The following is a 22043-nucleotide window of genomic DNA, read 5'->3' as shown; positions in this document are numbered from 1 at the left end:
AATGTTATTATTAATTTTTATAACATTGCTTTTAAAATAAGACACCTTTAATGAGTAAAAAAATCATATGGAAAGTAGGAAAATTTATAAAAATTATAATAGTAACAAACTAGACAGTAGCTGGTCTCAATTAACGTAATGAATGCTGTCAATCATTTAGTTAAAAAAAAACAAGCAAAAAAGTTGTCGAAAGAAACATTGACGATAAAAACTCTTTACTAAAGTTTGGCGTAAAAAATAGCAAAGCAATGCTAACAGTCTACATAGTGTAAAATATGATGTTTGTAAATCTGCGAAAATCATAAACTCGCGAACAGAAAGTTTAGATCAATTTCAAGAAACTTTTGAAAATTACATATCTTCTGTAGATGAAATATAAAGCAAAAAAACCTCGCAATCGCGAGGTTTTCTGTTGTTTCAAGTTTTATGTTTTCGAGTTTAAAGTTAGAATATCAAATTCCAATCCTATTTATCTATCATTTTCTGTTGTGCAGGCGCATAACGCTCGCCAACAAGTTCTATTTTGGATGATAGTTCTTCAATTTTTTGAAGTTCTTCTATGGTAAGTTTTACTTTTGTCGAACCAATATTTTCTTCTAATCTGTGGATTTTTGTGGTTCCTGGAATTGGAGCAATCCATGGTTTTTGTGCAAGCAACCACGCTAAGGCAATTTGAGCTGGAGTTGCATTTTTTTGTGCCGCCAAATTGGTTAACATATCCACCAAAGCTTGATTGTTTTTTCTATTTTCTTCATTAAATCTCGGAACAGTATTTCGGAAATCGTTGGCTTCGAATTTGGTGTCCGAATTGATGGCTCCTGTCAAAAAGCCTTTTCCTAAAGGGCTGAAAGGCACAAAACCAATTTCCAATTCTTCTAAAGTGGGAATGATTTCTTTTTCGGGTTCGCGCCAAAATAGAGAGTATTCACTTTGTAAAGCAGTTACAGGAAATTCCTTATGCGCTCTACGAATGGTTTGTGCACTTGCTTCGGAAAGCCCCCAATGCAATATTTTACCTTCATTAACCAAATCGCGCATCGTTCCAGCGACTTCTTCAACAGGAACTTCTGGGTCTTGGCGGTGTTGATAGAAAAGGTCGATATAATCGGTTTGCAAATAACGTAGAGAATTCTCAATAACAATACGAATGCGCTCTGGACGGCTGTCTAATCCAACTGAAGAACCACCTTCTTTAAAACCAAATTTAGTTGCCAAAACAACCTTGTCACGGAATGATTTTACGGCTTTTCCTAAATATTTTTCGTTCAAACCTTGACTGTAGGCTTCTGCAGTATCAAAGAAAGTAACACCTTTTTCATAAGCAGTTTGGATGATTTCGATGGCTTTATTTTCTTCGACAGCATTTCCATATCCAAAAGTTAATCCCATACACCCGAAACCAAGTTCGGAAACTTCAAGTCCATTTTTTCCTAAAATTATTTTTTCCATTGTTTTCTATTTTTTAAGTTTTTAATATTTTCTTCTTTTACATGACAAAATTCCGAAGATTTTGATAAGTCTTTTGTAGATAAATTACTTTATTATTTACCATTTTTACAGATTGGGGTTTCTTCATTGTTTTTGAGTTTAAAGATTGTGTAATTTTGTGTGACAAAACCGAGATGAAATGGCTGAAAGTATTCATTTTAAAAGCGTTAAAGATTACAACGACTTCAATAATAATCCAACTTTGCATCCTTTGGTAGGCATTGTTGATTTATCAAAAGCGGCTCCAAGAAAGGAACATCGGATGCATTTTGATTTGTATTGTGTCATCCTGAAAAAGACAAAATGTGGCGACCTAAAATATGGAAACAATACCTACGATTATCAGGAAGGGACTTTGGTTTTCTTTGCGCCAGAACAGATTGTGGAAACATCCAACGTGGAAGATGTGTATCAACCGAGTGGAATGGCATTGGTTTTTCATCCCGATTTTTTATTTGGAACAAGTTTGGCGAAGAAAATTCATGACTATGGATTTTTTTCCTATAATACGTCCGAAGCTTTACATTTGTCAGAGAAAGAGAAATCGATGATTATCGAAATTTTCTCAAAAATAGAGGCGGAATTGCACCAAAATATCGATAAACATTCGAAAACTTTAATCAGCTCGAATATTGAATTGTTGTTGGGCTATTGTACTAGATATTATGATCGTCAATTTATCACTCGAGATCATATTAATAGAGGTATTCTAGAAAAATTTGAGGATTTACTGAACGATTATTATTCATCTGAAAAACCGATGAAATTGGGCTTGGTGTCCGTTTCTTATTGTGCAGAGCAGTTGCATTTGTCACCCAATTATTTTGGAGATTTAATTAAAAAAGAAACAGGAAAAACGGCTCAAGAATTTATACAGAACAAAGTAATTTCGATAGGTAAGGAAAGGATTTTTGATTTGGAAAAGTCGATTTCTGAAGTCGCTTACGATTTAGGTTTCAAATATCCGCAGCATTTTACGAGGTTATTCAAGCAAAAAGTTGGCATAAGCCCGAACGAATTTAGGAATTTGAATTAAACAAAAAACCTCGCAATCGCGAGGTTTTTTTATTGTTTTGAGTTTTAAGGTTTTTTGAATTTAAAATTTAAATCTCAAATCTCCACTCTCAAAATCTATTGTCTAATAATGTCCTTTCTCCACGTAATGTGCAGCAATTTTCTCTGTAAGTGCTACAACATTTGGAGTGTTGGTGTATTTCGTGAATCTTCTAAGACCAGATAACATCATTCTTTGCTCGTCACCTTCTGCGAAAGAAACGATACCTTCCTTAGCCGCTGTGATGATTTTCTCGATTGCTTTGTAAAGATTCAATTGAGCCATTGCTGCTTCCACTGAATCTGGTGAGAAATGTTTTTCAGCTCTTAGGATTGCAGATTCTGCCATGTAAATTTGGTTCAAAATCTCAGACGCATTTAGCAATAAATGTTGTTGCTTTTCGATATCCATCATGTATTTTTGAAGCGCTGCGCCTGAAACCATCAAGAATACTTTTTTCAAGTTTGCGATGATCGCTTTTTCTTCGCTCATGTAAGCCGAATAATCTGGAATTTCGAAAGATGGAATTCCCATCAACTCTTTAGAAATCGCCATTGCAGGAGTTAAAAGGTCTAATTGTCCCTTCATAGCGCGCTTAATTAGCATTCCAACTGCAAGAAGTCTGTTAATTTCGTTGGTTCCTTCATAAATTCTTGAAATTCTTGAATCTCTCCAAGCTGCTTCCATTGGTGTATCTTCTGAGAAGCCCATTCCACCGTAGATTTGGATACCTTCATCAGCTGTATGTTGTGCTAAATCTGAAACGAAAACTTTTAGAATTGAACATTCAACGGCAAATTCTTCAACACCTTTCAATTCTGCTTCTTGGTGATTCATTCCACCAGCAACCAATTCGTCGATTTTATCCTGAACATCTTTTGCAGCACGGTACGAACCTGATTCAGAAACGAAAGTTCCTGTAGCCATTTCAGCTAATTTCTTTCTGATTGCTCCAAAAGTTGAAATCGAAACGCCAAACTGTTTTCTTTCGTTTGAATATTGAATTGAATGATTTAAAATTCTTCTTTGAGCATCCAAACAAGCCGCTGCTAACTTGATACGACCAACATTTAATGCATTTAAGGCGATTTTGAAACCGTTATTTCTTTCCCCCAACATATTTTCCACTGGAACTTTCATGTCGTTGAAGAAAACTTGTCTTGTCGAAGACGCTCGGATTCCTAATTTGTGCTCTTCTTCACCTAAAGTTAGAGAATTTGGATCTTCCAATTCAGAACGATTGATAACGAAACCAGTGATGTTTTTATCATCATCAATTTTTGCGAAAAGCGTGAAAGTATCTGCAAAACCTGCGTTAGAGATCCACATTTTTTGTCCGTTAATGATGTAATGTTTTCCATCAGCCGAAAGAACCGCTTTTGTTTTCCCAGAATTCGCATCCGAACCTGCATCCGGCTCTGTCAAACAGTAAGCCCCGAATTTTGTTCCTGCTGCTAAGTCTGGAAGATATTTCGCTTTTAAAGCTTCAGAACCGTACAAAAGGGTAGGAAGCGTCCCGATTCCCGTGTGCGCACCGAAAGCCGTAGCCAACGAGCCCGTAGCACCAGAAAGGTAATCGCAAGCCAACATCGTGTTGATGAAGCCCATTCCCATACCGCCGTATTGCTCAGGAACAGTGATTCCCAACATTCCCATTTCGCCTAATTTTTTCATACATTCTTCCGTGAATGCGTAATCATTATGTTCGAATTTTTCTCTATTCGGAACAACTTCTCTGTCGATAAACTCTTTTGCAGAGTCGCGAAGCATTTTTTGTTCTTCATTTAGCTCCTCCAAAGAGAAGATTTCGTTTGCTGGGATTTCCTTGATTAGGAACTCGCCGCCAGTTAAATTTGCCATATTATATTTTTTTAATTTTAAATTTTGGATTATAGATTTTAAATTATTGAGACTTGGTTATAAATTTTCAGATGAAGTTTTTATGATTTTAGTTAAAATGTTAATAATGCTTTCAATTTCAATGAGATATTGAGTTACATCAAATTGAATTAAATTTGAAGATTGATATAACTTTAACCAATATTTGGTTTCACGAGCCTCTTTATTTGCTATTGAAAGTTTGGATATAAAATCACGTCTTGATTGTGCGGCAATAGCTTCTTCTACATTTGCACCAATCGAAGTTCCAGAGCGGAGAATTTGTTTAGACAGAACGTATTCGTTTTGAGATTTACAAATTGAATAAAGTTTGATTATTTCAAGTGCAAATTCAAAAGATTTTTTCTGAATCAAATTATCTTCTTTGAAACTCATTTCATCTAAAATTTATAATTTAAAATCTATAATTTTATAAAAGTTCGTAGATCGCCGCAGCTCCTTGTCCAGTTCCAACACACATGGTAACCATTCCGTATTTGTTGCCACGTTTTTTCATTTCGTCGAATAACTGAACCGCCAATTTTGCTCCTGTACATCCAAGTGGGTGACCAAGCGCTATTGCACCTCCGTTTACGTTCGTGATTTCTGGATTGATTCCTAATTCGTTTATTACGGCAACCGATTGAGAAGCAAATGCTTCATTAAGTTCGATTAAGTCAATGTCGTTTAATTGAAGTCCAGCTTGTTTTAAAGCTTTTGGCACCGCATAAACTGGCCCCATTCCCATGATTCTTGGTTCTAGACCTGCAGCGGCGTAAGAAACCAATCTTGCTTCTGGTTCAAGACCTAATTCTTTCACCATATCCTCTGACATTACGATAACGAAAGCTGCTCCGTCTGACATTTGAGAAGAGTTACCTGCCGTTACGCTTCCTCCTTGTGCGAAAACAGGTCTTAGTTTAGCTAAACCTTCCAAAGAAGTGTCTGCTCTTGGACCTTCATCCATTGCAAAATCAAACTTTTTAGATTGTAATTTTTGCTTATCGTCCACGAAAGTGTATTCAACTGGAATTGGAACAATTTGATCTTTGAATCTCCCTTCAGCAATAGCTTTTAATGCTTTTTGATGAGAGTTGAAAGCAAACTGATCTTGAGCTTCACGGGAAATATTATATTCTTTTGCCACTGCTTCCGCTGTGTAGCCCATTCCCCAATAATAATCTGGGTTAGATTTTGCTAAAATTGGGTCTGGAACTGGTTTGTAACCACCCATTGGAATATAACTCATAGATTCTGTACCACCTGCAATAATACAATCTGCCATTCCTGACTGGATTTTTGCAGTTGCAATCGCAATAGCTTCAGATCCTGATGCACAATATCTGTTAATGGTAACACCTGGAACTTTATCTGTATTCAATCCCATTAAAGAGATTAATCTTGCCACGTTTAAACCTTGTTCTGCTTCTGGCATTGCGTTTCCAACGATAAGATCGTCGATTCTGTCTTTATCTAGTTGCGGAACTTCAGCCATTAATTTTTCAATAACTGTAGCCGCTAATTCGTCTGGTCTTGTAAAGCGTAGAGATCCTTTAGGAGCTTTTCCTACGGCTGTACGGTAACCTTTTATGATGTATGCTGTTTTCATTTTAGAAGTTAGAATTTAGAGGTTAGAAGTTAGACGACTAACCGTTAATTAAATTGGTTTTAAACTTGTAAATCATTTTCTGAATTTCAGTTAGATCATTTAGCAGAGGTGTAATTTTTTGTTCTTCAATAAATTGTAATTCAATTAAAAGAATTAATTGTGTTTCCAATTCATATGTTGAGCCTGAAGCAATTCCTAAAAATTGATAAAATTCTTTCGGATTATTTCTACCAGCACCTTCTGCGATATTAGAAGGAATTGAAATTGCATATCTTCTCAATTGAGAAATAAGACCAAACTTTTCTTGAGAAGGCAATTCTTCGGTGATAAGATAAATCTCTTTTACCAAAGTCATTGACTTTTTCCAAATCATTAAGTCTTGTAATCTGTGCGCTTTCATCTAAATTCTAATATCTAACATCTAACTTCTAATTACGCAATGGTTTCCCAGTTTGTAACATATGCTGAATTCTTTCAAGGGTTTTTCTTTCTCCACAAAGGGAAAGGAAGGTTTCTCTTTCAAGATTCAATAAATATCTTTCGGAAACGGCAGTTGGTTCGGAGAGATTTCCACCTACCATTACGTTTGCTAGTTTGTCTGCAATTTTCTTGTCGTATTCGGAAATGAAATTTCCTGCAAGCATTTGGTCTGTTCCTACGTAGAACATTCCTAAAGCATCTTTTCCAAGAACGGTAACTTTTTGTTCAATTGGTTGTGTGTAACCTTGTTCTGCTAATAGTTTTGCAACTTTTTTAGCTTCGGCAATTTGACGTTTTTTATCAACAACAACGATGTCTTTTCCATGCTCTAGAATTCCCATATCGTAAGCTTCATAAGCAGAAGTTGCTACTTTTGCCATCGCAATATTCATGAAAGCATCACGAAGTCTGTTGGTTTTAACATCGTCTTTCATGAAATCTTTACAAGTTCTCAATGTCAATTCTTTGGTTCCACCACCACCAGGAATTACACCAACTCCTAATTCAACCAAACCGATATACGTTTCTGCTGCTGCAACAACTCTATCGGCGTGAAGCGTCATTTCGCAACCACCACCTAAAGTCATGGTGTGAGGCGCAACTACAACAGGAATAGATGAATAACGAATTCTCATCATTGAGTTTTGGAAATACGCAATTGCCATATTCAAATCGTCCCAATCTTGATCTACCGCCATCATCATAATCATTGCTAAATTAGCACCTACAGAGAAATTTGCTCCTTGGTTACCAATTACCAATCCATCGTATTCTTTTTCGGCTAGATCAATTGCTCGGTTCAATCCGTCTAAAACTTCACCACCCAAAGAATTCATTTTTGAATGAATTTCAAAATTGATGATTCCGTCGCCTAGATCTTCAATCGAAGCACCTGAATTGCTCCAAAGTGTTTTGTTTTTTCTTATATTATCAAGGATGATAAAAGCTTCCTGACCAGGGATTTGATCGTAGTTACCCGTATTTTTATCATAGAAAATACTTTGACCTTCATCATTAACTTTATAGAAAGTTTCATTTTTTGAGGCCAATTCTTTAGCCCAATCCGAAACTTCGTAACCTGCTTCTTTAGCCAATTCTACACCTTTTTGAACACCAACTGCATCCCAAATTTCGAATGGTCCATTTTCCCAACCGAAACCAGCTTTCATCGCGTCGTCGATTTTGTAGATGTCATCAGAAATTTCAGGAACTTTGTGCGAAACGTACGCAAACATCGATCCTAAAGTCAATCTGTAGAATTCACCCGCTTTATCTTTACCGCCGATTAACACTTTGAAACGATCCAAAGGTTTTTCAATGGTTTTCGTTAATTCTAAAGTTGGGAAACTTACTTTTCCTTGCGCTTCGTATTCTAAAGTATCAAGATTTAATCTTAGAATTTCTGAATTTCCTTCAGCGTTTTTCACCTTTTTGAAGAAACCTTGACCCGATTTTGAACCTAAGAAATTATTCGTCGTTAAGAAATCGATGTAACTTGGCATTGCGAACTGATCTTTGAACATATCTTGCTCAACACCGCTTTCGCGAACGCCGTTTGCCACGTGAACCAAGGTATCCAATCCAACAACATCCGCCGTACGGAAAGTCGCTGATTTTGGACGACCGATAACTGGACCAGTCAATTTATCAACATCAGAAATATTTAAACCTAATTTCTGAATCGTATTAAAGATGTTCATAATTCCGAAAACGCCTATTCTGTTTGCGATAAACGCCGGCGTATCTTTCGCCAAAACAGTCGTTTTTCCAAGGAATTTCGCTCCGTAAGACATGTAGAAATCTACTACTTCTGGAAGTGTGTGTGGCGTTGGGATAATCTCCAACAATGGCAAATAACGAACAGGGTTGAAGAAGTGCGTTCCTGCGAAATAATCTTTGAAATCATCGCTTCTGCCTTCTGTCAAAAGATGAATCGGAATCCCCGAAGTGTTCGATGAAACCAAAGTTCCAGGCTTGCGGAATTGTTCGATTTTTTCGTAAACGGATTTTTTGATGTCCAATCTTTCCACCACAACTTCGATAATCCAATCGGTATTTGCGATTTTCTTCATATCGTCGTCGAAGTTTCCTACCTTAATTCTGCTCGCAAAACTCGGCGAATAGAGTAGCGCAGGACTTGCTTTCTGAAGTTTTCCTAAATTTTCGGTTGCAATTCTGTTACGAACCGCTTTGTCTTCTTTAGTCAAACCTTTTTTTTGTTCAGCCTCAGTAAGTTCGAAAGGAACGATGTCTAAAAGCAATACTTCCACGCCAATGTTTGCAAAGTGCGCAGCAATACCGCTTCCCATGATTCCGGAACCTAATACTGTAACGTGTTTGATTCGTCTTTTCATTATGATTTTGTATTTAATTTTATTTGAAAAATGTTCTTTTTAAAAACATTATGTTATTTTTTGTTATTAAGATCGTTTGCGATTTTTAGAATTTGAGTCATCACTTCCTTAAAAACTTCAAACTTTTCTTGAGGAATAGTTTCGACAACTTTGGTATTAAAATCAAGGACAACTTTTTTAGATAGGTTACGCGATTCGATGCCTTTATCGGTTAGTTTAATAATAACTTCGCGTTTGTCGGTCGTCGTTTTTTCCTTATAGATATAACCATTGTCTTCTAAAAGTTTGATGATTCGAGTCAAGGATGTTGGTTCAATGGCCATTTTAGGACCAAGATTCGTGCTTCGAGTGCCTTCTTTGGGGTCAATTTTTAGCAATGTCAATGCCTGTACCGCTGTTGAATTGTATAACGACGCTTTGTCGGAATACATTTTGGATACGGCTAACCACGCAGATTTAAGTAATAAATCTACACTTTCAACTTTATCTGAATTTTTCTTTTCCATAATAACCTTTAAAGTGATTACTCAAAAGTAGGAAAATATATTATGCATGCATAGTATATCTAAGTTAAATAAATGTTAAATATTGAAAATCAGAGGGTTAATTGCTATGCTATTCGCAATAAATTGAAAGTAAAATTATTTAAAATGTAGATTTTAAGCGAGTTTGTAGCGAATTTTTGATTTCAGAGAGGTTTTTGTGATAGCTTGTTGAAGAATTTTCGCTAATTGTCCACAAATTGTCATTGTAAGTTATTGAAAACAAGGATAAATCTTCATTGAAATTCTTTTGAAGAAATGAAAATAACAATTCTTTTTCGAGTTGTGGTGCGAAAATTTTAGGCGAAACAAAATTAGAATTAATGTCAAAAATATGAGGATCGAGGAAGTTTTTGTGTTCTAGCAGAATTTCTTCTGTAATTCCTGAATTTAACTTTTGGTCACGAATCCACCAAATTTTATCAGCAAATTCACGAGCGAGACGCCAATCATGTGACGAAAATAAAATTAATTTGTTTTGAGTTTTAGCAAGAGAACGAAGTAAGTTTAGAATAATTAATTTATTATCTTCATCCAAATGTGTTGTTGGTTCGTCCAAAATAATGATTGGAGAATTCTGTGCTAAGGCTCGACCAATAAAAGCTTTTTGAAGATTTCCATCAGATAAATGTTGGAGTTGTGTGTGACGATATTGTTCTAGATTTAATTTAGAAATAATTTCAGAAATCTCAGCTTTATCTTTTTCATCAATTTTAAAATAATAAGGATAATGAATATATTTTCCAAAATTGATAAGTTCTTCAACAGTATAATTGGTAGGGATTTCTGCTTTAGAAAATACAATGGCAATATCCTCAGCAATATCTTTCTGCGAAATAGTTTTTAATGATTTCTGACTAATTAAAACCTCTCCATTTAAAATTTGATTTTGTTTTAAAAGAGTTTTAATCAAAGTTGTTTTACCAACGCCATTATTTCCCATTAATAGGATAATTTCGCCCAAACTAGCTTCGGTATTAATCTCAGAAACCAAAGTTTTTTTATAGCCAATGCTTAAGTTTTTCAATTCTAAAAATGTACTCATAATTATATATTTTTAGATTGTTTGAGAAGCATTAAAAGTATAACAGGAATACCAATAACTGACGTAATAATATTAATCGGGAACTGCGTTAACTCTGATAAAATCGAAAAACTTAACATAATGAAAATTCCTAAAATCATATTAAGAATCCATTGATGCCAAAGTTTGGAAGGATTAAATAACAAACGACAAAAATGTGGTACGACAATTCCGACGAATAAAATAGGACCTAAAAAAGCCGTGACAGAAGCTGATAGGAGAGATGTTGCGATGATCACGAAATATTTTAAAGTATCAAGATTAACACCGATACTTCGCGCATAAGAAGTTCCGAACGCGCTTCCCATTAAAGGTTTTATTGATTTAAAACTAAAAAAAAGTCCTGCAATTACAAACAAAAACAAAATCAAAAGTTGCTCTCGACTTACATTATTATTTGCGCCAAATGACCAAAGAATATAATTTTTGAGGCTTTGACTTTCGACATAAAATTGCAAAATGCTAACAACAGCACCCGCCAAAGCAGAAATTAAAAAACCGAAAATAATAATGAACGACGAATTTTGAAAGCGTTTTGAAAACAAAATCAAAACAATCATTAAAGCTAAACTTCCACCAATAGCTGAAAAACTAATAAAACTATTTTGTAAAAAGTCGGGCAAAATCCACGATTGCGAAAAGAAAATAAAACAAGCAACCGCCAAACTCGAGATTGAGGTTATTCCCAAAACATCTGGTCCCGCTAAAGGATTTTTAAAATATTCTTGTAATAAAAATCCACTACTGGGAATCGAAATTCCTGCCAAAAACATCGCCAGAACACGATTGACTCTAATGTCAGCAATCGCAGCATTTACAGAATTTTCATTATAAAAATCTTGAAATTGTAGTTGGATAAAACCTATGTTCAGGTTGATAGCAACAGCGATGAGAATACCGATGCCTAAGACAATACCAAGGATTCCGAAGCTTTTAGCCATAGTCTTATTTGTGCGCCAAAATTACAAATTATTCATAAAGAAAAAGACATCCGATTGGATGTCTTTTCGATTATTTTTTGCCAGTAATCTTACTTTTTTCTTTTTGTTGGTCGATGCTCGGCGCAAAATTAGCCGCCATCATTTTGTCAATTTTGCTGTTAATTTCCTCTTTTTTCATCGATCCCATATACTCGTCGACCATATTTCCGCGACGCATTAATGTGAACGGAATAGCTTCACCATTCCAAGTGTCAAAATTTTGACTAAAGAATTCTGGTGTCAAAGTAGTCCCATCAAGAAGTACAATATTGTTGCGAAGTCCGTATTCATCAGCGAAATCGTTAACAGCCGTTTTCCAATCTGATTTGTTGTCAAGACTAACAAACGTGAATTTTACAGGTTGACCTTTTAACGATTCCATTTTTTCTTTAAAATGAGGAATCTCGACCATACAAGGTTGGCACCAAGTCGCAAAAAAGTTGGTTACATAAAGCGTGTCATTCGTCTTTGCAGTCAATAAATTAGGCATTTGTTCTGCTTTAACTTCTAACAATTCTTTATGCGATTTTAGCGAATCTTCTTCAACATTAGTTGCGATTTGCGTAGAGTCAGCGTCTTTATTTTTATCTTCAAATTTTAGTTCTTTATCGTTTTTACATGCGATTAAAGAAACTCCCAAAACAAGGCTTAAGACTAATTTTTTCATTTATTTTAAGTTGAATTTTTAAGATTATTATTGATTTACTTGAAATTATACTTTGATAATTTTTGATTAATTTTGAAGCTATGACAGAACAAGTTTTATCAGTTGGTAATCAGCCTCAGTTTTATCGGTTAAAATTAGTTAAAAAAATAGACTTGACCAAAGATAGTTTCTTATTGGGTTTTGAAATTCCAGTTGAATTAAAATCTGTATTTAGCTATCAATCAGGGCAGTATGTTAGTGTAAAGTTTATTAAAAATGAACAAGAAAAAATTAATGATTATTCGATAACGACTTCTCCTAATGAATTTAATTTCGAAATTGCTATTAAAATTAGTTCTCCAGAAAGTTCTGCAAAAGCACTTTACGATAATTATAATATTGGTGACGAAGTCTCTGTCAGTGCGCCACAAGGACGTTTTAGTTTGGTGATAAAACCTCATGAGAAGCGCAGTATTCTTGCTTTTGCGGCAGGTATTGGGATTACGCCGATTTTTAGTCAAATTAAAAATCTTCTTTTCCAAGAACCACGAACCCGAATTTTCTTGTTTTACAGTAATAAAACTAAAGATGACGTCATTTTTGAATCTGAGTTAGACGCGCTTCAACAGGAACATTCTGATCGATTTTTTGTGTATTATTTTTTCTCCAGACAGAAAATTAATAATTTACTTTTCGAAGGACGTTTGGATGAGAAACGTGTTAATTTGATCATTAATCAGATTTTGCATTTGGATGAAGAAGACGAAGAATCTACGATTTGGGATGCGACGGATAAAGTTCTGATTTGTGGCCCGGGAGATATGATAAAATCCGTTGCCAATGCGTGTTACAACAACGGTATTCCGAAGCGCGATATTCATTTTGAATTGTTTGAATCTTTTAATGATGATATTTATCCGCAAGAAAAAGCTTTTCCGTTAATCGAAAATATTAAACTTAAAATTAAATACAATCATCTAACGACCGATGATATCATTCTTAAAAATAACAAAGGAAAAATCCTGCAACAACTTTTAGGAATGGGGATTAATGTGCCCTATTCATGCAAATCTGGCGTATGCGGAAGCTGTATTTGTAAACTTAAAAAAGGTGAAGTAGAAATGGAAGAAAACGAATATTTAACAGAAAAAGAAATGGAACAATCGAAGATTTTGCCATGTTCTGCTATCGCAATGAGTCAAGAATTATTTTTAGATTTTGATGTAATCGATTAATTATTTTTTCGTCTTTTTCAAAAATTATAGTTAAATTCACTCTCTCAAAAATTAAGTTAAGCGAACCTGTTTGTATGTTGAAGTTTATAAAATCTTTTTTCAAGACCATCTTTGTCAGCCTTGAATTGATTTTTTTGTTGATGCTGCTTGCTAACTTCTGGGTTTTTGCCTTGACGAGTGGGAGGACTTACACCAAAATCAGCAAAGTTCCGCCACGAGAATGCGCCTTGGTTTTGGGAACGTCACCTAAGATGAAATCTGGTTTTGCAAATCCTTATTTTACTTCTAGAATGGCTGCTGTAGGGACTTTATATCATCATGGGAAAATTAAAAAAATAATCGTGAGTGGCGAAAAATCAAAAAATTATGATGAGCCAGCAGCGATGAAGAAGTTTTTGGTTTATACAGAAGGTGTTCCGCCAGAGATTATCATCGAAGATCCGAAGGGTTTTAACACGCACAAAAGTATTTTGCGTTGCAAAGATGTCTATAAACAGAGCAATGTTATCATTGTTTCGCAAGGTTTTCATAATCTGAGAGCGCTATTTTTTGCTCGTAATAATAATATGAATGCGTTGGGATTCGATGCACAAGATGTCACCAAAAACGAAAGTTATTATCGCAACCATACGCGCGAATTTTTCGCAAGAGTTTTGGCAGTGTTCTATTATGTTTTAGGAATTTCACCTAAAGAAAATTAATCCTTTTTTTAAATAAGATTTGTTTTAAACTTTAAAAACTAATATCCTTAAAAACAATATCCAAATCTCATTATTTCTTATCAATTCTTTTGTACCGAATGTTATTTTTAAATTAAATTTGTAAAAAATCAAAGTATGCTTGTAATTGGGATTGCCGGAGGAACGGGATCAGGAAAAACCACTGTTGTTAACAAAATTCTCCAACAACTTAATGTTGAGGGTGTTAACGTTCTTTCTCAGGACAATTATTACCATGATAATCCAAATTTAACTTTGGCGGAGCGCGAAGCTCTTAACTACGACCACCCAAAATCTATCGATTTCGAATTGTTGACGCAACACGTTAAAGCGCTTAAAAACAACCAATCGATCGAGCAACCAGTTTATTCGTTTGTAACGCATTCGAGAACGGGTGATCATGTTTTGGTGGAGCCGAAAAATGTATTAATAGTTGAAGGAATTCTAGTTTTAACAAACAAAGAATTGCTTAAAGAATATGATCTTAAAGTCTTTGTACATACAGATTCTGACGAAAGATTAATCCGAAGAATCCGTCGTGACACGCAAGAGCGTGGAAGAGATTTGCAAGAAGTGCTTCATCGTTACCAAACGACGCTTAAACCGATGCACCAAGAGTTTATCGAACCATCAAAAAACGAAGCCGATCTTATCGTGCCGAACATGAAAAACAATACCGTTGCTATTGATTTTCTGACCACAGTTATTAACAATTCATTGAAAAAATAATGAAAGAGCTAATCAAAGATATCAAGAAAAAATCTAGCGGTTATAAATTTATTACCAGCTACATTCTTAATAAATATACCATTACTTTGGTGGCGTTTTTTGCGTGGATGATATTCTTTGATAACACCTCTTTTCTAGTTGTTAATGAGTTAAATGGTGACATTACAAAGTACGAACATCAGTTGGCTTATTACAAATCCGAATACGAGAAAAATGATGCTTTCTACAAAAAGCTAATGAATAATAAAGACGAGAAAGAAAAATATGCTCGCGAAAATTACTTCATGAAAAAGCCAAATGAAGAAATCTTTATTCTCGTTGCCGATAGTACAAAAATTGATAAAAAGTAAAAATGGAATTTCCAAAAGTTAGTCTTCAAGATTGGGAACAATTGGTGAAAAAACAATTGAAAACCGATGATATTGATTCAATTTTAATTAAAGAAAATCTTGAAAATATTGTTGTAAAAGCTTATTACGACAATAGTACACCGAAAGCTGAAAAGCTTCCACGTATCGAAGAAAGTACACATCTTGTTGCTAAATACAACGACTTTTTGGAGGAAGATGCCTACGCTTTTTTAATCGATAAAGATGTTAAAGTTGCGGAGAAAACTTTGTTTTTTTCTAATCTAGAATTAGCGAATCTTACAACGGCTGAGACCAATCAATATGTTAGTTTGGTGGATGTTTTTTCTAAAGATGCTAGTATTGATGAAGCTTTGGTGCAGTCTTTACTTAAGAATAACTTCAAAAGAAATATTGGTGTAGATGCTTCGGTTTATCAAAATGCTGGTGCTTCTTTAGTACAACAATTGGCGATTGCTTTAGCAAAAACTAAAGATTTGGTGGAGAAATTTGGATCTGAAATTTTAGAAAAACTAAGTTTCAAATTCGCAATTGGACATCAATATTTTTTAGAAATTGCTAAAATTAGAGCTTTTAAATATTTATTCAATCAGCTTTCTAAAGAATACGGATTGAATATATTTCCTTATATTTTTGCCGAAACAAGTTTTAGAAATAAAGCCAACAACGACGAAGAGAATAATTTGATTCGTTCGACTTTAGAGTTGTCTGCAGCGATGATTGGTGGCGCTGATGCGGTTTTTGCCAACGATTTCAAAATTAAAAATCAAACCAAACTTTCCGAAGAATTGTCTTTTAAACAGATGATTGTTTTGGCGTACGAAAGTATCATCAATGTTTTTGAAGATGCGACATCAGGAAGTTATGTGATCGAAGATGTGACGCGTCAGTTGTCAGAGCAAGCTTGGACTTTATTTTTAGATTTTGAAAATAAAGGAGGATTTGCGGAAAATATTAAAAATGGAGCAATTCAAAAAATGATTTTTGAGCAAGCGACCAAAGAACAAACTTGGGTAGAAGAGGGCAAAATCAAATTGATTGGTGTTAATCTTTATCCAAAATTGGAGGTTACAAAACAAGTTTCTGATCTTTACAACGACAACGAAATAAAAGCTGTTCGTTGGGCAGAAATGTTTGAGTAGTTTTCAGATGTTTTAAAAATGGAAAAACTTCTTAATAAAGAAATTCAAAATTATATTAATGCAAATCTCGACGCAGATTTGCATTCTTTGTTATTGAAGAAATCGCCTTTTGATGGCGTTTCCATGCAGGAAATTGTGCAACAAATTAAAGGTCGAAAAGTTGCCGAAAAGAAGTTTCCATTTTTGAAAAAAGACAACATAATATTTCCGCCAAATCTCAATCTAGAACAAGCTTCGTCCGAAGTTACAGCGGCTTATAAATCTGAATTTTTAAAAGGCAAAAACTTCCTCGATTTGACTTGTGGTTTTGGGATTGATGCTTATTTTCTTTCAAAGAATTTTGATGAAATTGATTTGGTTGAGCAAAATCCAGATCTAATTAAAATTGTTGAACATAATTGGAACATCCATGGCAGAAAAGCTAATTTCCACAATCTTGATTTAGAAGATTTTTTAAGTCAAAACAAAAAGCATTTCGATGTCATATATCTCGATCCAGCGCGTCGTGACCAAAATCTAAAGAAGAAATTTTTATTGGAAGATTTATCACCCAATATTTTAGAAATTCAAGATCAATTACTAGAAATCGGTGATAAAGTAATTATTAAATTGTCTCCGTTAATCGACATTAGTTATTTGGTGTCGGAGGTTAAGCATCTTTCAAAGATCGAAATTATTGCTTGGCGAAATGACGTTAAAGAATTGGTTTTAACTTTAGAAAAGAATTTTATTTCGGGTAATCCATTGATTTCTTGTATTAATTTGGAAAGTCAAGATTCTATTTTTGAGTTTTATTTTGAAGATGAAAAATCAATAAAAGCTGACTTTGGCGACATTGAAAATTATCTTTATATTCCCAATAATTCGGTTCTAAAATCGGGTGGATTTAATAGTATTTCAAAATTGTTTAATCTTAAAAAATTACATCCCAATACACATCTTTACACATCTTCGCAATTGTTAAATAATTTTGCCGGAAGAATTTTAAAAGTTAAAAATATCGATCCTAAGAAGTTAATTAAAAACGAAAAGTTTAATATCATTTCTAAAAATCATCCATTGACGCCAGACGAGATTAAAAAGAAGTACAAAATAAAAGACGGTGGACAAGATTATTTAGTTTTTACACAAAGTCAAAAAGCCAAATTGGTCCTCCGAAGTTTGGATTAACTAGAATTATCAAGAATCGGAATAAATTTCTGATAATTATTTTGTTGTACGAACGAGTTTTAGTAATTTTGAACTTTAAAATTTTAAGAATGAAAAAATCTCTTTTATTATTGGCTTCAGCTTTATTTGTAGTATCTTGTAGTTTACCAGAAGGAGGTAACAAAGGTCGTCTTAAAAAAACTGACGATGTTGTTAGATATGACGATCCTAACGCACCACACGGAACTTACGAAGCTAAAGTTGACACTACGAAAGCTGCTCCAGTACAGACTGCGGTTGCGACGCCAACAGAAGCTGCAAAAGTTGATACTGTTAAAGTTAAGTAATAATAGATTCTCACAATATATAATGTCTTACTCGCGTGAGACATTTTTTATATCAATTAATTCCAAATAGTTTTAGATATGAACGAAACTCAAAATTATATTCAGGAAAACAAACAACGTTTTTTAGACGAGTTGTTTGATGTGTTAAGAATTGCGTCAATTAGTGCTGATCCAGCTTACAAAGACGAAGTTCTGAAATGTGCTGATACGGTGGCTGACCACTTAAAAAAAGCGGGCGCTGACAATGTAGAAGTATTAAAAACTAAAGGTTATCCCGTAGCTTATGGCGAAAAGATGATTGATCCAGCTTTGCCAACGGTTTTGGTGTATGGACATTACGATGTTCAACCAGCTGATCCGTTAGAATTATGGACGAGCGATCCTTTCGAGCCAGTGGTTAAGAAAACAGAATTACATCCAGATGGTGCAATTTTCGCACGTGGTTCTGCGGATGATAAAGGTCAATTCTTTATGCACGTTAAAGCTTTTGAAGCCATGATGAAAACGAATTCTTTACCTTGTAATGTTAAATTTATCATCGAAGGAGAAGAAGAAGTTGGTTCTGCAAGTTTAGCTGATTTTTTAGAAGAAAATAAAGAAAAACTAAAATGTGATGTTATCTTGATTTCGGATACACATATTTATTCGGTTGAGCAACCAACGGTTACAACAGGACTTAGAGGTCTTAGTTATGTAGAAGTGGAAGTGGAAGGTCCTAACAGAGATTTACATTCTGGACTTTACGGAGGCGCAGTTCCTAATCCAATTAATGTTTTAGCTAAAATGATTGGTGATCTTATCGATGACAAAGGCCACATTACAATCGATGGTTTCTACGATAATGTTTTGGTTGTTTCTGACGAAGATCGTAAAGAAATGAACAAACTGAAAGATGATCCAGAAACTTACAAAAAGTCTATTGGATTAAATGATATTCAAGGCGAAGAAGGCTACACAACTTTAGAAAGAGCTTCTATCCGTCCAACATTGGATGTTAATGGTATTTGGGGAGGTTACACGGGTGAAGGTGCGAAAACTGTTATTGCTTCTAAAGCTTTTGCTAAAATCTCTATGCGTTTGGTTCCGAATCAAACACCTGAAGAAATTACAGAGAAGTTCACAAAATATTTTGAGAAGATTGCTCCTAAAAGTGTTAAGGTTAAAGTGACGCCGCACCACGGCGGAATGCCTTATGTTTTGGAAAGCGATACTAAAGAATTCCAAGCGGCGAAAAAAGCAATGGAACAAGCTTTCGGTAGAGAAGTCCTTCCTTATAGAAGTGGCGGAAGTATTCCGATTACCTCTTTGTTCGAAAAAGTATTGGGCGCAAAATCAGTGTTAATGGGCTTTGGTCTAGATTCTGATGCGATACATTCTCCTAACGAACATTACGGATTGTATAACTATTACAAGGGAATTGAGAGTATCCCATATTTCTTCGAGTATTATACAAAAGGTTAAGATTACTACACATAGTTATTATAAAGCAATATTTTTTTAAAAAGTATTGCTTTATTTTTTAAAAAGTTGTAAATTGCTTTCGAATTAAAAAAGTATTTTATGAATAAAATTTTTACATCTTTAGCAATTGCTATTACAGCAATTACTGCAAACGCACAAGTAATCACTCAAAACGCAACACCTAATACAGTATCAGCAACTGGTTCTGTTGCTTGTGGTAGTCAGGCTGGTGGTTATACATCAGATAACTCTTACTACAGAGTGTTTAAACTTGCTGACTACGGTATCAACTATGATTATAAAGTTACAAACGTAGCGATCGGTGTGCAAACAGCTAACAAAACTTATCCTGTAGAATTTAGTTTGTCAACTTACACAGGAACTTTCCCTAATGGAACTTCAAGCTACCTAAGTGGTGGAATGATTGAGATTAGTCCAAGTAAAGTGGGAGGAATGGCAGACTCAGGAACTAGCTATACACAAGTTATTCCAGCAGGTTCTACTTTTGTATTAGAGGTATTACATGATGGACAAGCTAACACAGAGCAATTTTATTTTGGAACAAATGCAGGAGGACAAACAGGGCCATCTTACTTAATGTCAGAGGGATGTGGACTTAGTACGCCAATTGCAACTGGTACTGGTGCTTTGGCAGGTTTTGCTTCAGCTAAATGGGTAATGACTATTACAGGTGTTAATAACTTAGGTGTTACTGAAATTATTAACTCTAAAGATCTTCAAATTTTAGGAAATCCAGTTAAAGATATTCTTAGATTCAAGTTTGGAAATAATGTTGCTGCCGAAGGTGTTGAGATCTATGATATGGCTGGTAAAGTTGTTAAGTCAACGTCTAGCAAATCAAATGACATCAACGTTTCTGGTTTTGCAAAAGGTGCTTATATCTTGAAAGTTAAAGCAAACGATGGTAAAGTATATATCCAAAAAATTATTAAAGACTAATCCAATAGTTTATAATATTTTTAACAATACTACAAACGCTCCGAAAGGGGCGTTTTTTTTATTTTTGTAAAACTAAACAATCAATATGTCACAAATTAAAGTTGCTTATATAACGGGCGGAACAAAAGGTGTCGGTTTTGGGATTGCAGAGGTTCTGTTGGAAAATGGTTTTAAAATTGCTTTCTCAGGGCGAAAAGCAGAAGATGTAGAAAAAGCATCAAAACAATTGGATGCTTCTGGCGAAAATGTATTAGGAATTGTTTCCGATGTTAAAAGTTTTGATGATGAGCAAGAAGCGATTTCTAAAGTTGTAGAGAAATTCGGGAGATTAGATTTGGTGATTGCCAATGCTGGTTTGGGACATTTTGCACCGATTGAAGATTTGAGTATCGAGGATTGGCAAGATATGATTGATACCAATTTGACGGGTGTTTTTTATACTTTAAAATCGAGTATTGAAGCTTTAAAGAAAACTGAAGGTTACTTTATTTCGATCGCGAGTTTGGCTGGTGAATATTTTTTCGAAAAGGGAAGTGGCTACAATGCTTCTAAGTTTGGTGTCGTTGGATTTACCCAAGCAGCCATGTTGGATCTTAGAAAATACAATATTAAATGTTCTGTGATTTTACCAGGATCGATCAATACCTATTTTAATAATTCGGAACCATCAGAAGAAGAATCGTGGAAAATACAACCGAGAGATGTCGGCGATTTGGTTTTAAATATGATGAAAATGGATCCTCGTGTTTTACCAGCAAAAATTGAATTAAGAGCTTCTCAAATCAAAAAATAATTAAAGGAAATAAGATTTCGGATTTAGAAATGATTTTTGGGAATTATGATTCTTGTCAAAACTTTGTATTTGTTTTAAAATTTAATTCAAAACTTTTTGCAGATTCTTGCCATATTCCTTTTAATCAAATGTTGACGGATTCTTATTCATAAAATAACAAAATATTATGCGTGCATAGTATTATTTAGTATATTTACAAAGCTTAATTTCAAAAAAAATTATCCAAATGAAAATATTAGTTTGCATCAGCAGTGTGCCTGATACGACAAGTAAAATTAACTTTACAGCAGACAAATCTGCTTTCGACAAAAACGGAATCCAATGGGTAATTAATCCTTTGGACGAATTTGCTTTAACAAAAGCTATAAAATTACAAGAAAGCCAAGGTGCTACAGTTACTGTGGTTAACGTTGGTGATGCTGGGACCGAAGCTGTTATCCGTAAAGCATTAGCAATTGGTGCTAACGATGCAGTTAGAGTTAACTCAGAAGCTAAAGATAGTTATTCGGTAGCTAAAGAGATTGCTAAAATCGCTCAAGACGGTGGATACGATGTTGTATTAGCTGGTAAAGAATCTATCGATTATAACGGTGGAGCAGTACCAGGTATGGTTGCAGCATTGCTTAACCAACCTTTCGTTAACGCTTGTGTTGGTCTAGATATCAACGGTGCTGAAGCAACGGCTGTTAGAGAGATTGAAGGAGGTAAAGAAACTATTTCTGTTAAACTACCTGCAGTTATCGCTGGTCAAAAAGGTATTGTTGAAGAAAAAGATCTTATCATCCCGAACATGAGAGGAATTATGTCTGCAAGAACGAAGCCTTTACAAGTTGTAGAACCTAGCAATACAGAAGTTAAAGTTGACGCTATTTCTTTTGATGCGGTTCCGCCAAGAGCAGCTGTTAAATTGGTTTCTCCTGACAACTTAGACGAATTGGTAAGATTACTTCACGAAGAAGCTAAAGTTATCTAATATTAGAGACTAAAAGATACAAGATTCGAGACACAAGATTACTCGAATAACA

Annotated in this window: 22 protein-coding genes; 12 read left to right on the top strand and 10 right to left on the bottom strand. The window is 34.6% G+C overall.

The window, feature by feature from the left end:
- Positions 1-465: 465 nt before the first annotated feature.
- On the bottom strand, positions 466-1449 hold the full coding sequence (locus B5X62_RS00225) for an aldo/keto reductase (RefSeq protein WP_079665387.1): 984 nt from the start codon (positions 1447-1449) through the stop codon (positions 466-468).
- A 178-nt stretch (positions 1450-1627) separates the two neighbouring features.
- On the opposite strand from B5X62_RS00225, the gene B5X62_RS00220 reads away from it, so the two are divergent.
- Positions 1628-2524 (top strand): helix-turn-helix domain-containing protein, encoded by an 897-nt coding sequence (locus B5X62_RS00220; RefSeq protein ID WP_079665386.1) that lies wholly within the window; start codon positions 1628-1630, stop codon positions 2522-2524.
- A gap of 102 nt (positions 2525-2626) precedes the next feature.
- Here B5X62_RS00220 and B5X62_RS00215 read toward each other — a convergent pair whose 3' ends face one another.
- The 9 genes from B5X62_RS00215 to B5X62_RS00175 all read right to left on the bottom strand — a co-directional run bounded on the left by B5X62_RS00215 (position 2627) and on the right by B5X62_RS00175 (position 12136).
- The gene (locus tag B5X62_RS00215; RefSeq protein ID WP_079665385.1) at positions 2627-4402 is read right to left on the bottom strand and encodes an acyl-CoA dehydrogenase family protein; all 1776 of its coding nucleotides are present in this window, start codon (positions 4400-4402) and stop codon (positions 2627-2629) included.
- A gap of 57 nt (positions 4403-4459) precedes the next feature.
- Positions 4460-4816: a four helix bundle protein gene (locus tag B5X62_RS00210; protein WP_079665384.1), complete on the bottom strand. Its 357-nt coding sequence runs from the start codon at positions 4814-4816 to the stop codon at positions 4460-4462.
- 34 nt (positions 4817-4850) lie between these two features.
- Positions 4851-6029 (bottom strand): thiolase family protein, encoded by a 1179-nt coding sequence (locus B5X62_RS00205; RefSeq protein ID WP_079665383.1) that lies wholly within the window; start codon positions 6027-6029, stop codon positions 4851-4853.
- 37 nt (positions 6030-6066) lie between these two features.
- Entirely contained in the window at positions 6067-6429 is a 363-nt protein-coding gene (locus tag B5X62_RS00200) for a four helix bundle protein (RefSeq protein WP_079665382.1), read from the bottom strand.
- A 28-nt stretch (positions 6430-6457) separates the two neighbouring features.
- Complete coding sequence (locus B5X62_RS00195) at positions 6458-8863, bottom strand: 3-hydroxyacyl-CoA dehydrogenase/enoyl-CoA hydratase family protein (RefSeq protein WP_079665381.1); 2406 nt, start codon at positions 8861-8863, stop codon at positions 6458-6460.
- Positions 8864-8916: 53 nt separating this feature from the next.
- Entirely contained in the window at positions 8917-9369 is a 453-nt protein-coding gene (locus B5X62_RS00190; RefSeq protein ID WP_079665380.1) for a MarR family winged helix-turn-helix transcriptional regulator, read from the bottom strand.
- Between the two features lie 139 nt (positions 9370-9508).
- Positions 9509-10450, bottom strand: coding sequence for an ABC transporter ATP-binding protein (locus tag B5X62_RS00185; RefSeq protein WP_079665379.1), 942 nt, complete (start codon positions 10448-10450; stop codon positions 9509-9511).
- Positions 10451-10452: 2 nt separating this feature from the next.
- Positions 10453-11430 carry a FecCD family ABC transporter permease gene (locus B5X62_RS00180; protein ID WP_079665378.1) on the bottom strand — a complete coding sequence of 326 codons (978 nt, stop codon included), beginning with the start codon at positions 11428-11430 and terminating at the stop codon, positions 10453-10455.
- A gap of 70 nt (positions 11431-11500) precedes the next feature.
- On the bottom strand, positions 11501-12136 hold the full coding sequence (locus tag B5X62_RS00175; protein ID WP_079665377.1) for a TlpA family protein disulfide reductase: 636 nt from the start codon (positions 12134-12136) through the stop codon (positions 11501-11503).
- Positions 12137-12216: 80 nt separating this feature from the next.
- On the opposite strand from B5X62_RS00175, the gene B5X62_RS00170 reads away from it, so the two are divergent.
- The 11 genes from B5X62_RS00170 to B5X62_RS00120 all read left to right on the top strand — a co-directional run bounded on the left by B5X62_RS00170 (position 12217) and on the right by B5X62_RS00120 (position 21991).
- Entirely contained in the window at positions 12217-13350 is a 1134-nt protein-coding gene (locus B5X62_RS00170) for a ferredoxin--NADP reductase (protein WP_079665376.1), read from the top strand.
- A 140-nt stretch (positions 13351-13490) separates the two neighbouring features.
- Positions 13491-14051: a SanA/YdcF family protein gene (locus B5X62_RS00165; RefSeq protein WP_185116707.1), complete on the top strand. Its 561-nt coding sequence runs from the start codon at positions 13491-13493 to the stop codon at positions 14049-14051.
- A 135-nt stretch (positions 14052-14186) separates the two neighbouring features.
- The gene (gene udk, locus B5X62_RS00160; protein ID WP_079665374.1) at positions 14187-14798 is read left to right on the top strand and encodes a uridine kinase; all 612 of its coding nucleotides are present in this window, start codon (positions 14187-14189) and stop codon (positions 14796-14798) included.
- Positions 14798-15148 (top strand): FtsB family cell division protein, encoded by a 351-nt coding sequence (locus tag B5X62_RS00155; protein WP_079665373.1) that lies wholly within the window; start codon positions 14798-14800, stop codon positions 15146-15148. The genes udk and B5X62_RS00155 overlap by 1 nt, the downstream gene beginning before the upstream one ends.
- A gap of 2 nt (positions 15149-15150) precedes the next feature.
- On the top strand, positions 15151-16308 hold the full coding sequence (locus B5X62_RS00150) for a methylmalonyl-CoA mutase family protein (protein WP_079665372.1): 1158 nt from the start codon (positions 15151-15153) through the stop codon (positions 16306-16308).
- Between the two features lie 18 nt (positions 16309-16326).
- Positions 16327-17478 (top strand): class I SAM-dependent methyltransferase, encoded by a 1152-nt coding sequence (locus B5X62_RS00145; protein ID WP_079665371.1) that lies wholly within the window; start codon positions 16327-16329, stop codon positions 17476-17478.
- A gap of 89 nt (positions 17479-17567) precedes the next feature.
- A complete protein-coding gene (locus B5X62_RS00140; protein WP_079665370.1) occupies positions 17568-17804 on the top strand; it encodes a hypothetical protein in 237 nt (78 codons plus the stop codon).
- A 78-nt stretch (positions 17805-17882) separates the two neighbouring features.
- Positions 17883-19265: a dipeptidase gene (locus B5X62_RS00135; protein WP_079665369.1), complete on the top strand. Its 1383-nt coding sequence runs from the start codon at positions 17883-17885 to the stop codon at positions 19263-19265.
- Between the two features lie 99 nt (positions 19266-19364).
- Positions 19365-20225: a T9SS type A sorting domain-containing protein gene (locus B5X62_RS00130; protein ID WP_079665368.1), complete on the top strand. Its 861-nt coding sequence runs from the start codon at positions 19365-19367 to the stop codon at positions 20223-20225.
- An 85-nt stretch (positions 20226-20310) separates the two neighbouring features.
- Positions 20311-21018, top strand: a complete 708-nt coding sequence (locus tag B5X62_RS00125; protein WP_079665367.1) for an SDR family oxidoreductase — start codon at positions 20311-20313, stop codon at positions 21016-21018.
- A 226-nt stretch (positions 21019-21244) separates the two neighbouring features.
- Complete coding sequence (locus B5X62_RS00120; protein WP_079665366.1) at positions 21245-21991, top strand: electron transfer flavoprotein subunit beta/FixA family protein; 747 nt, start codon at positions 21245-21247, stop codon at positions 21989-21991.
- Positions 21992-22043: the final 52 nt, after the last annotated feature.

The sequence above is a fragment of the Soonwooa buanensis genome (genome assembly GCF_900167905.1).
Taxonomy (GTDB): domain Bacteria; phylum Bacteroidota; class Bacteroidia; order Flavobacteriales; family Weeksellaceae; genus Soonwooa; species Soonwooa buanensis.
The sequence above is the reverse complement of the archived record's forward strand: the minus strand, read 5'-3'. Positions and strand labels throughout refer to the sequence as shown.

Bases quoted from the DNA above. Each gene is read 5' to 3' on its own strand.
- B5X62_RS00225 (WP_079665387.1), bottom strand. From the start codon at position 1,449: ATGGAAAAAATAATTTTAGGAAAAAATGGACTTGAAGTTTCCGAACTT.
- B5X62_RS00220 (WP_079665386.1), top strand. From the start codon at position 1,628: ATGGCTGAAAGTATTCATTTTAAAAGCGTTAAAGATTACAACGACTTC.
- B5X62_RS00215 (WP_079665385.1), bottom strand. From the start codon at position 4,402: ATGGCAAATTTAACTGGCGGCGAGTTCCTAATCAAGGAAATCCCAGCA.
- B5X62_RS00210 (WP_079665384.1), bottom strand. From the start codon at position 4,816: ATGAGTTTCAAAGAAGATAATTTGATTCAGAAAAAATCTTTTGAATTT.
- B5X62_RS00205 (WP_079665383.1), bottom strand. From the start codon at position 6,029: ATGAAAACAGCATACATCATAAAAGGTTACCGTACAGCCGTAGGAAAA.
- B5X62_RS00200 (WP_079665382.1), bottom strand. From the start codon at position 6,429: ATGAAAGCGCACAGATTACAAGACTTAATGATTTGGAAAAAGTCAATG.
- B5X62_RS00195 (WP_079665381.1), bottom strand. From the start codon at position 8,863: ATGAAAAGACGAATCAAACACGTTACAGTATTAGGTTCCGGAATCATG.
- B5X62_RS00190 (WP_079665380.1), bottom strand. From the start codon at position 9,369: ATGGAAAAGAAAAATTCAGATAAAGTTGAAAGTGTAGATTTATTACTT.
- B5X62_RS00185 (WP_079665379.1), bottom strand. From the start codon at position 10,450: ATGAGTACATTTTTAGAATTGAAAAACTTAAGCATTGGCTATAAAAAA.
- B5X62_RS00180 (WP_079665378.1), bottom strand. From the start codon at position 11,430: ATGGCTAAAAGCTTCGGAATCCTTGGTATTGTCTTAGGCATCGGTATT.
- B5X62_RS00175 (WP_079665377.1), bottom strand. From the start codon at position 12,136: ATGAAAAAATTAGTCTTAAGCCTTGTTTTGGGAGTTTCTTTAATCGCA.
- B5X62_RS00170 (WP_079665376.1), top strand. From the start codon at position 12,217: ATGACAGAACAAGTTTTATCAGTTGGTAATCAGCCTCAGTTTTATCGG.
- B5X62_RS00165 (WP_185116707.1), top strand. From the start codon at position 13,491: ATGCTGCTTGCTAACTTCTGGGTTTTTGCCTTGACGAGTGGGAGGACT.
- udk (WP_079665374.1), top strand. From the start codon at position 14,187: ATGCTTGTAATTGGGATTGCCGGAGGAACGGGATCAGGAAAAACCACT.
- B5X62_RS00155 (WP_079665373.1), top strand. From the start codon at position 14,798: ATGAAAGAGCTAATCAAAGATATCAAGAAAAAATCTAGCGGTTATAAA.
- B5X62_RS00150 (WP_079665372.1), top strand. From the start codon at position 15,151: ATGGAATTTCCAAAAGTTAGTCTTCAAGATTGGGAACAATTGGTGAAA.
- B5X62_RS00145 (WP_079665371.1), top strand. From the start codon at position 16,327: ATGGAAAAACTTCTTAATAAAGAAATTCAAAATTATATTAATGCAAAT.
- B5X62_RS00140 (WP_079665370.1), top strand. From the start codon at position 17,568: ATGAAAAAATCTCTTTTATTATTGGCTTCAGCTTTATTTGTAGTATCT.
- B5X62_RS00135 (WP_079665369.1), top strand. From the start codon at position 17,883: ATGAACGAAACTCAAAATTATATTCAGGAAAACAAACAACGTTTTTTA.
- B5X62_RS00130 (WP_079665368.1), top strand. From the start codon at position 19,365: ATGAATAAAATTTTTACATCTTTAGCAATTGCTATTACAGCAATTACT.
- B5X62_RS00125 (WP_079665367.1), top strand. From the start codon at position 20,311: ATGTCACAAATTAAAGTTGCTTATATAACGGGCGGAACAAAAGGTGTC.
- B5X62_RS00120 (WP_079665366.1), top strand. From the start codon at position 21,245: ATGAAAATATTAGTTTGCATCAGCAGTGTGCCTGATACGACAAGTAAA.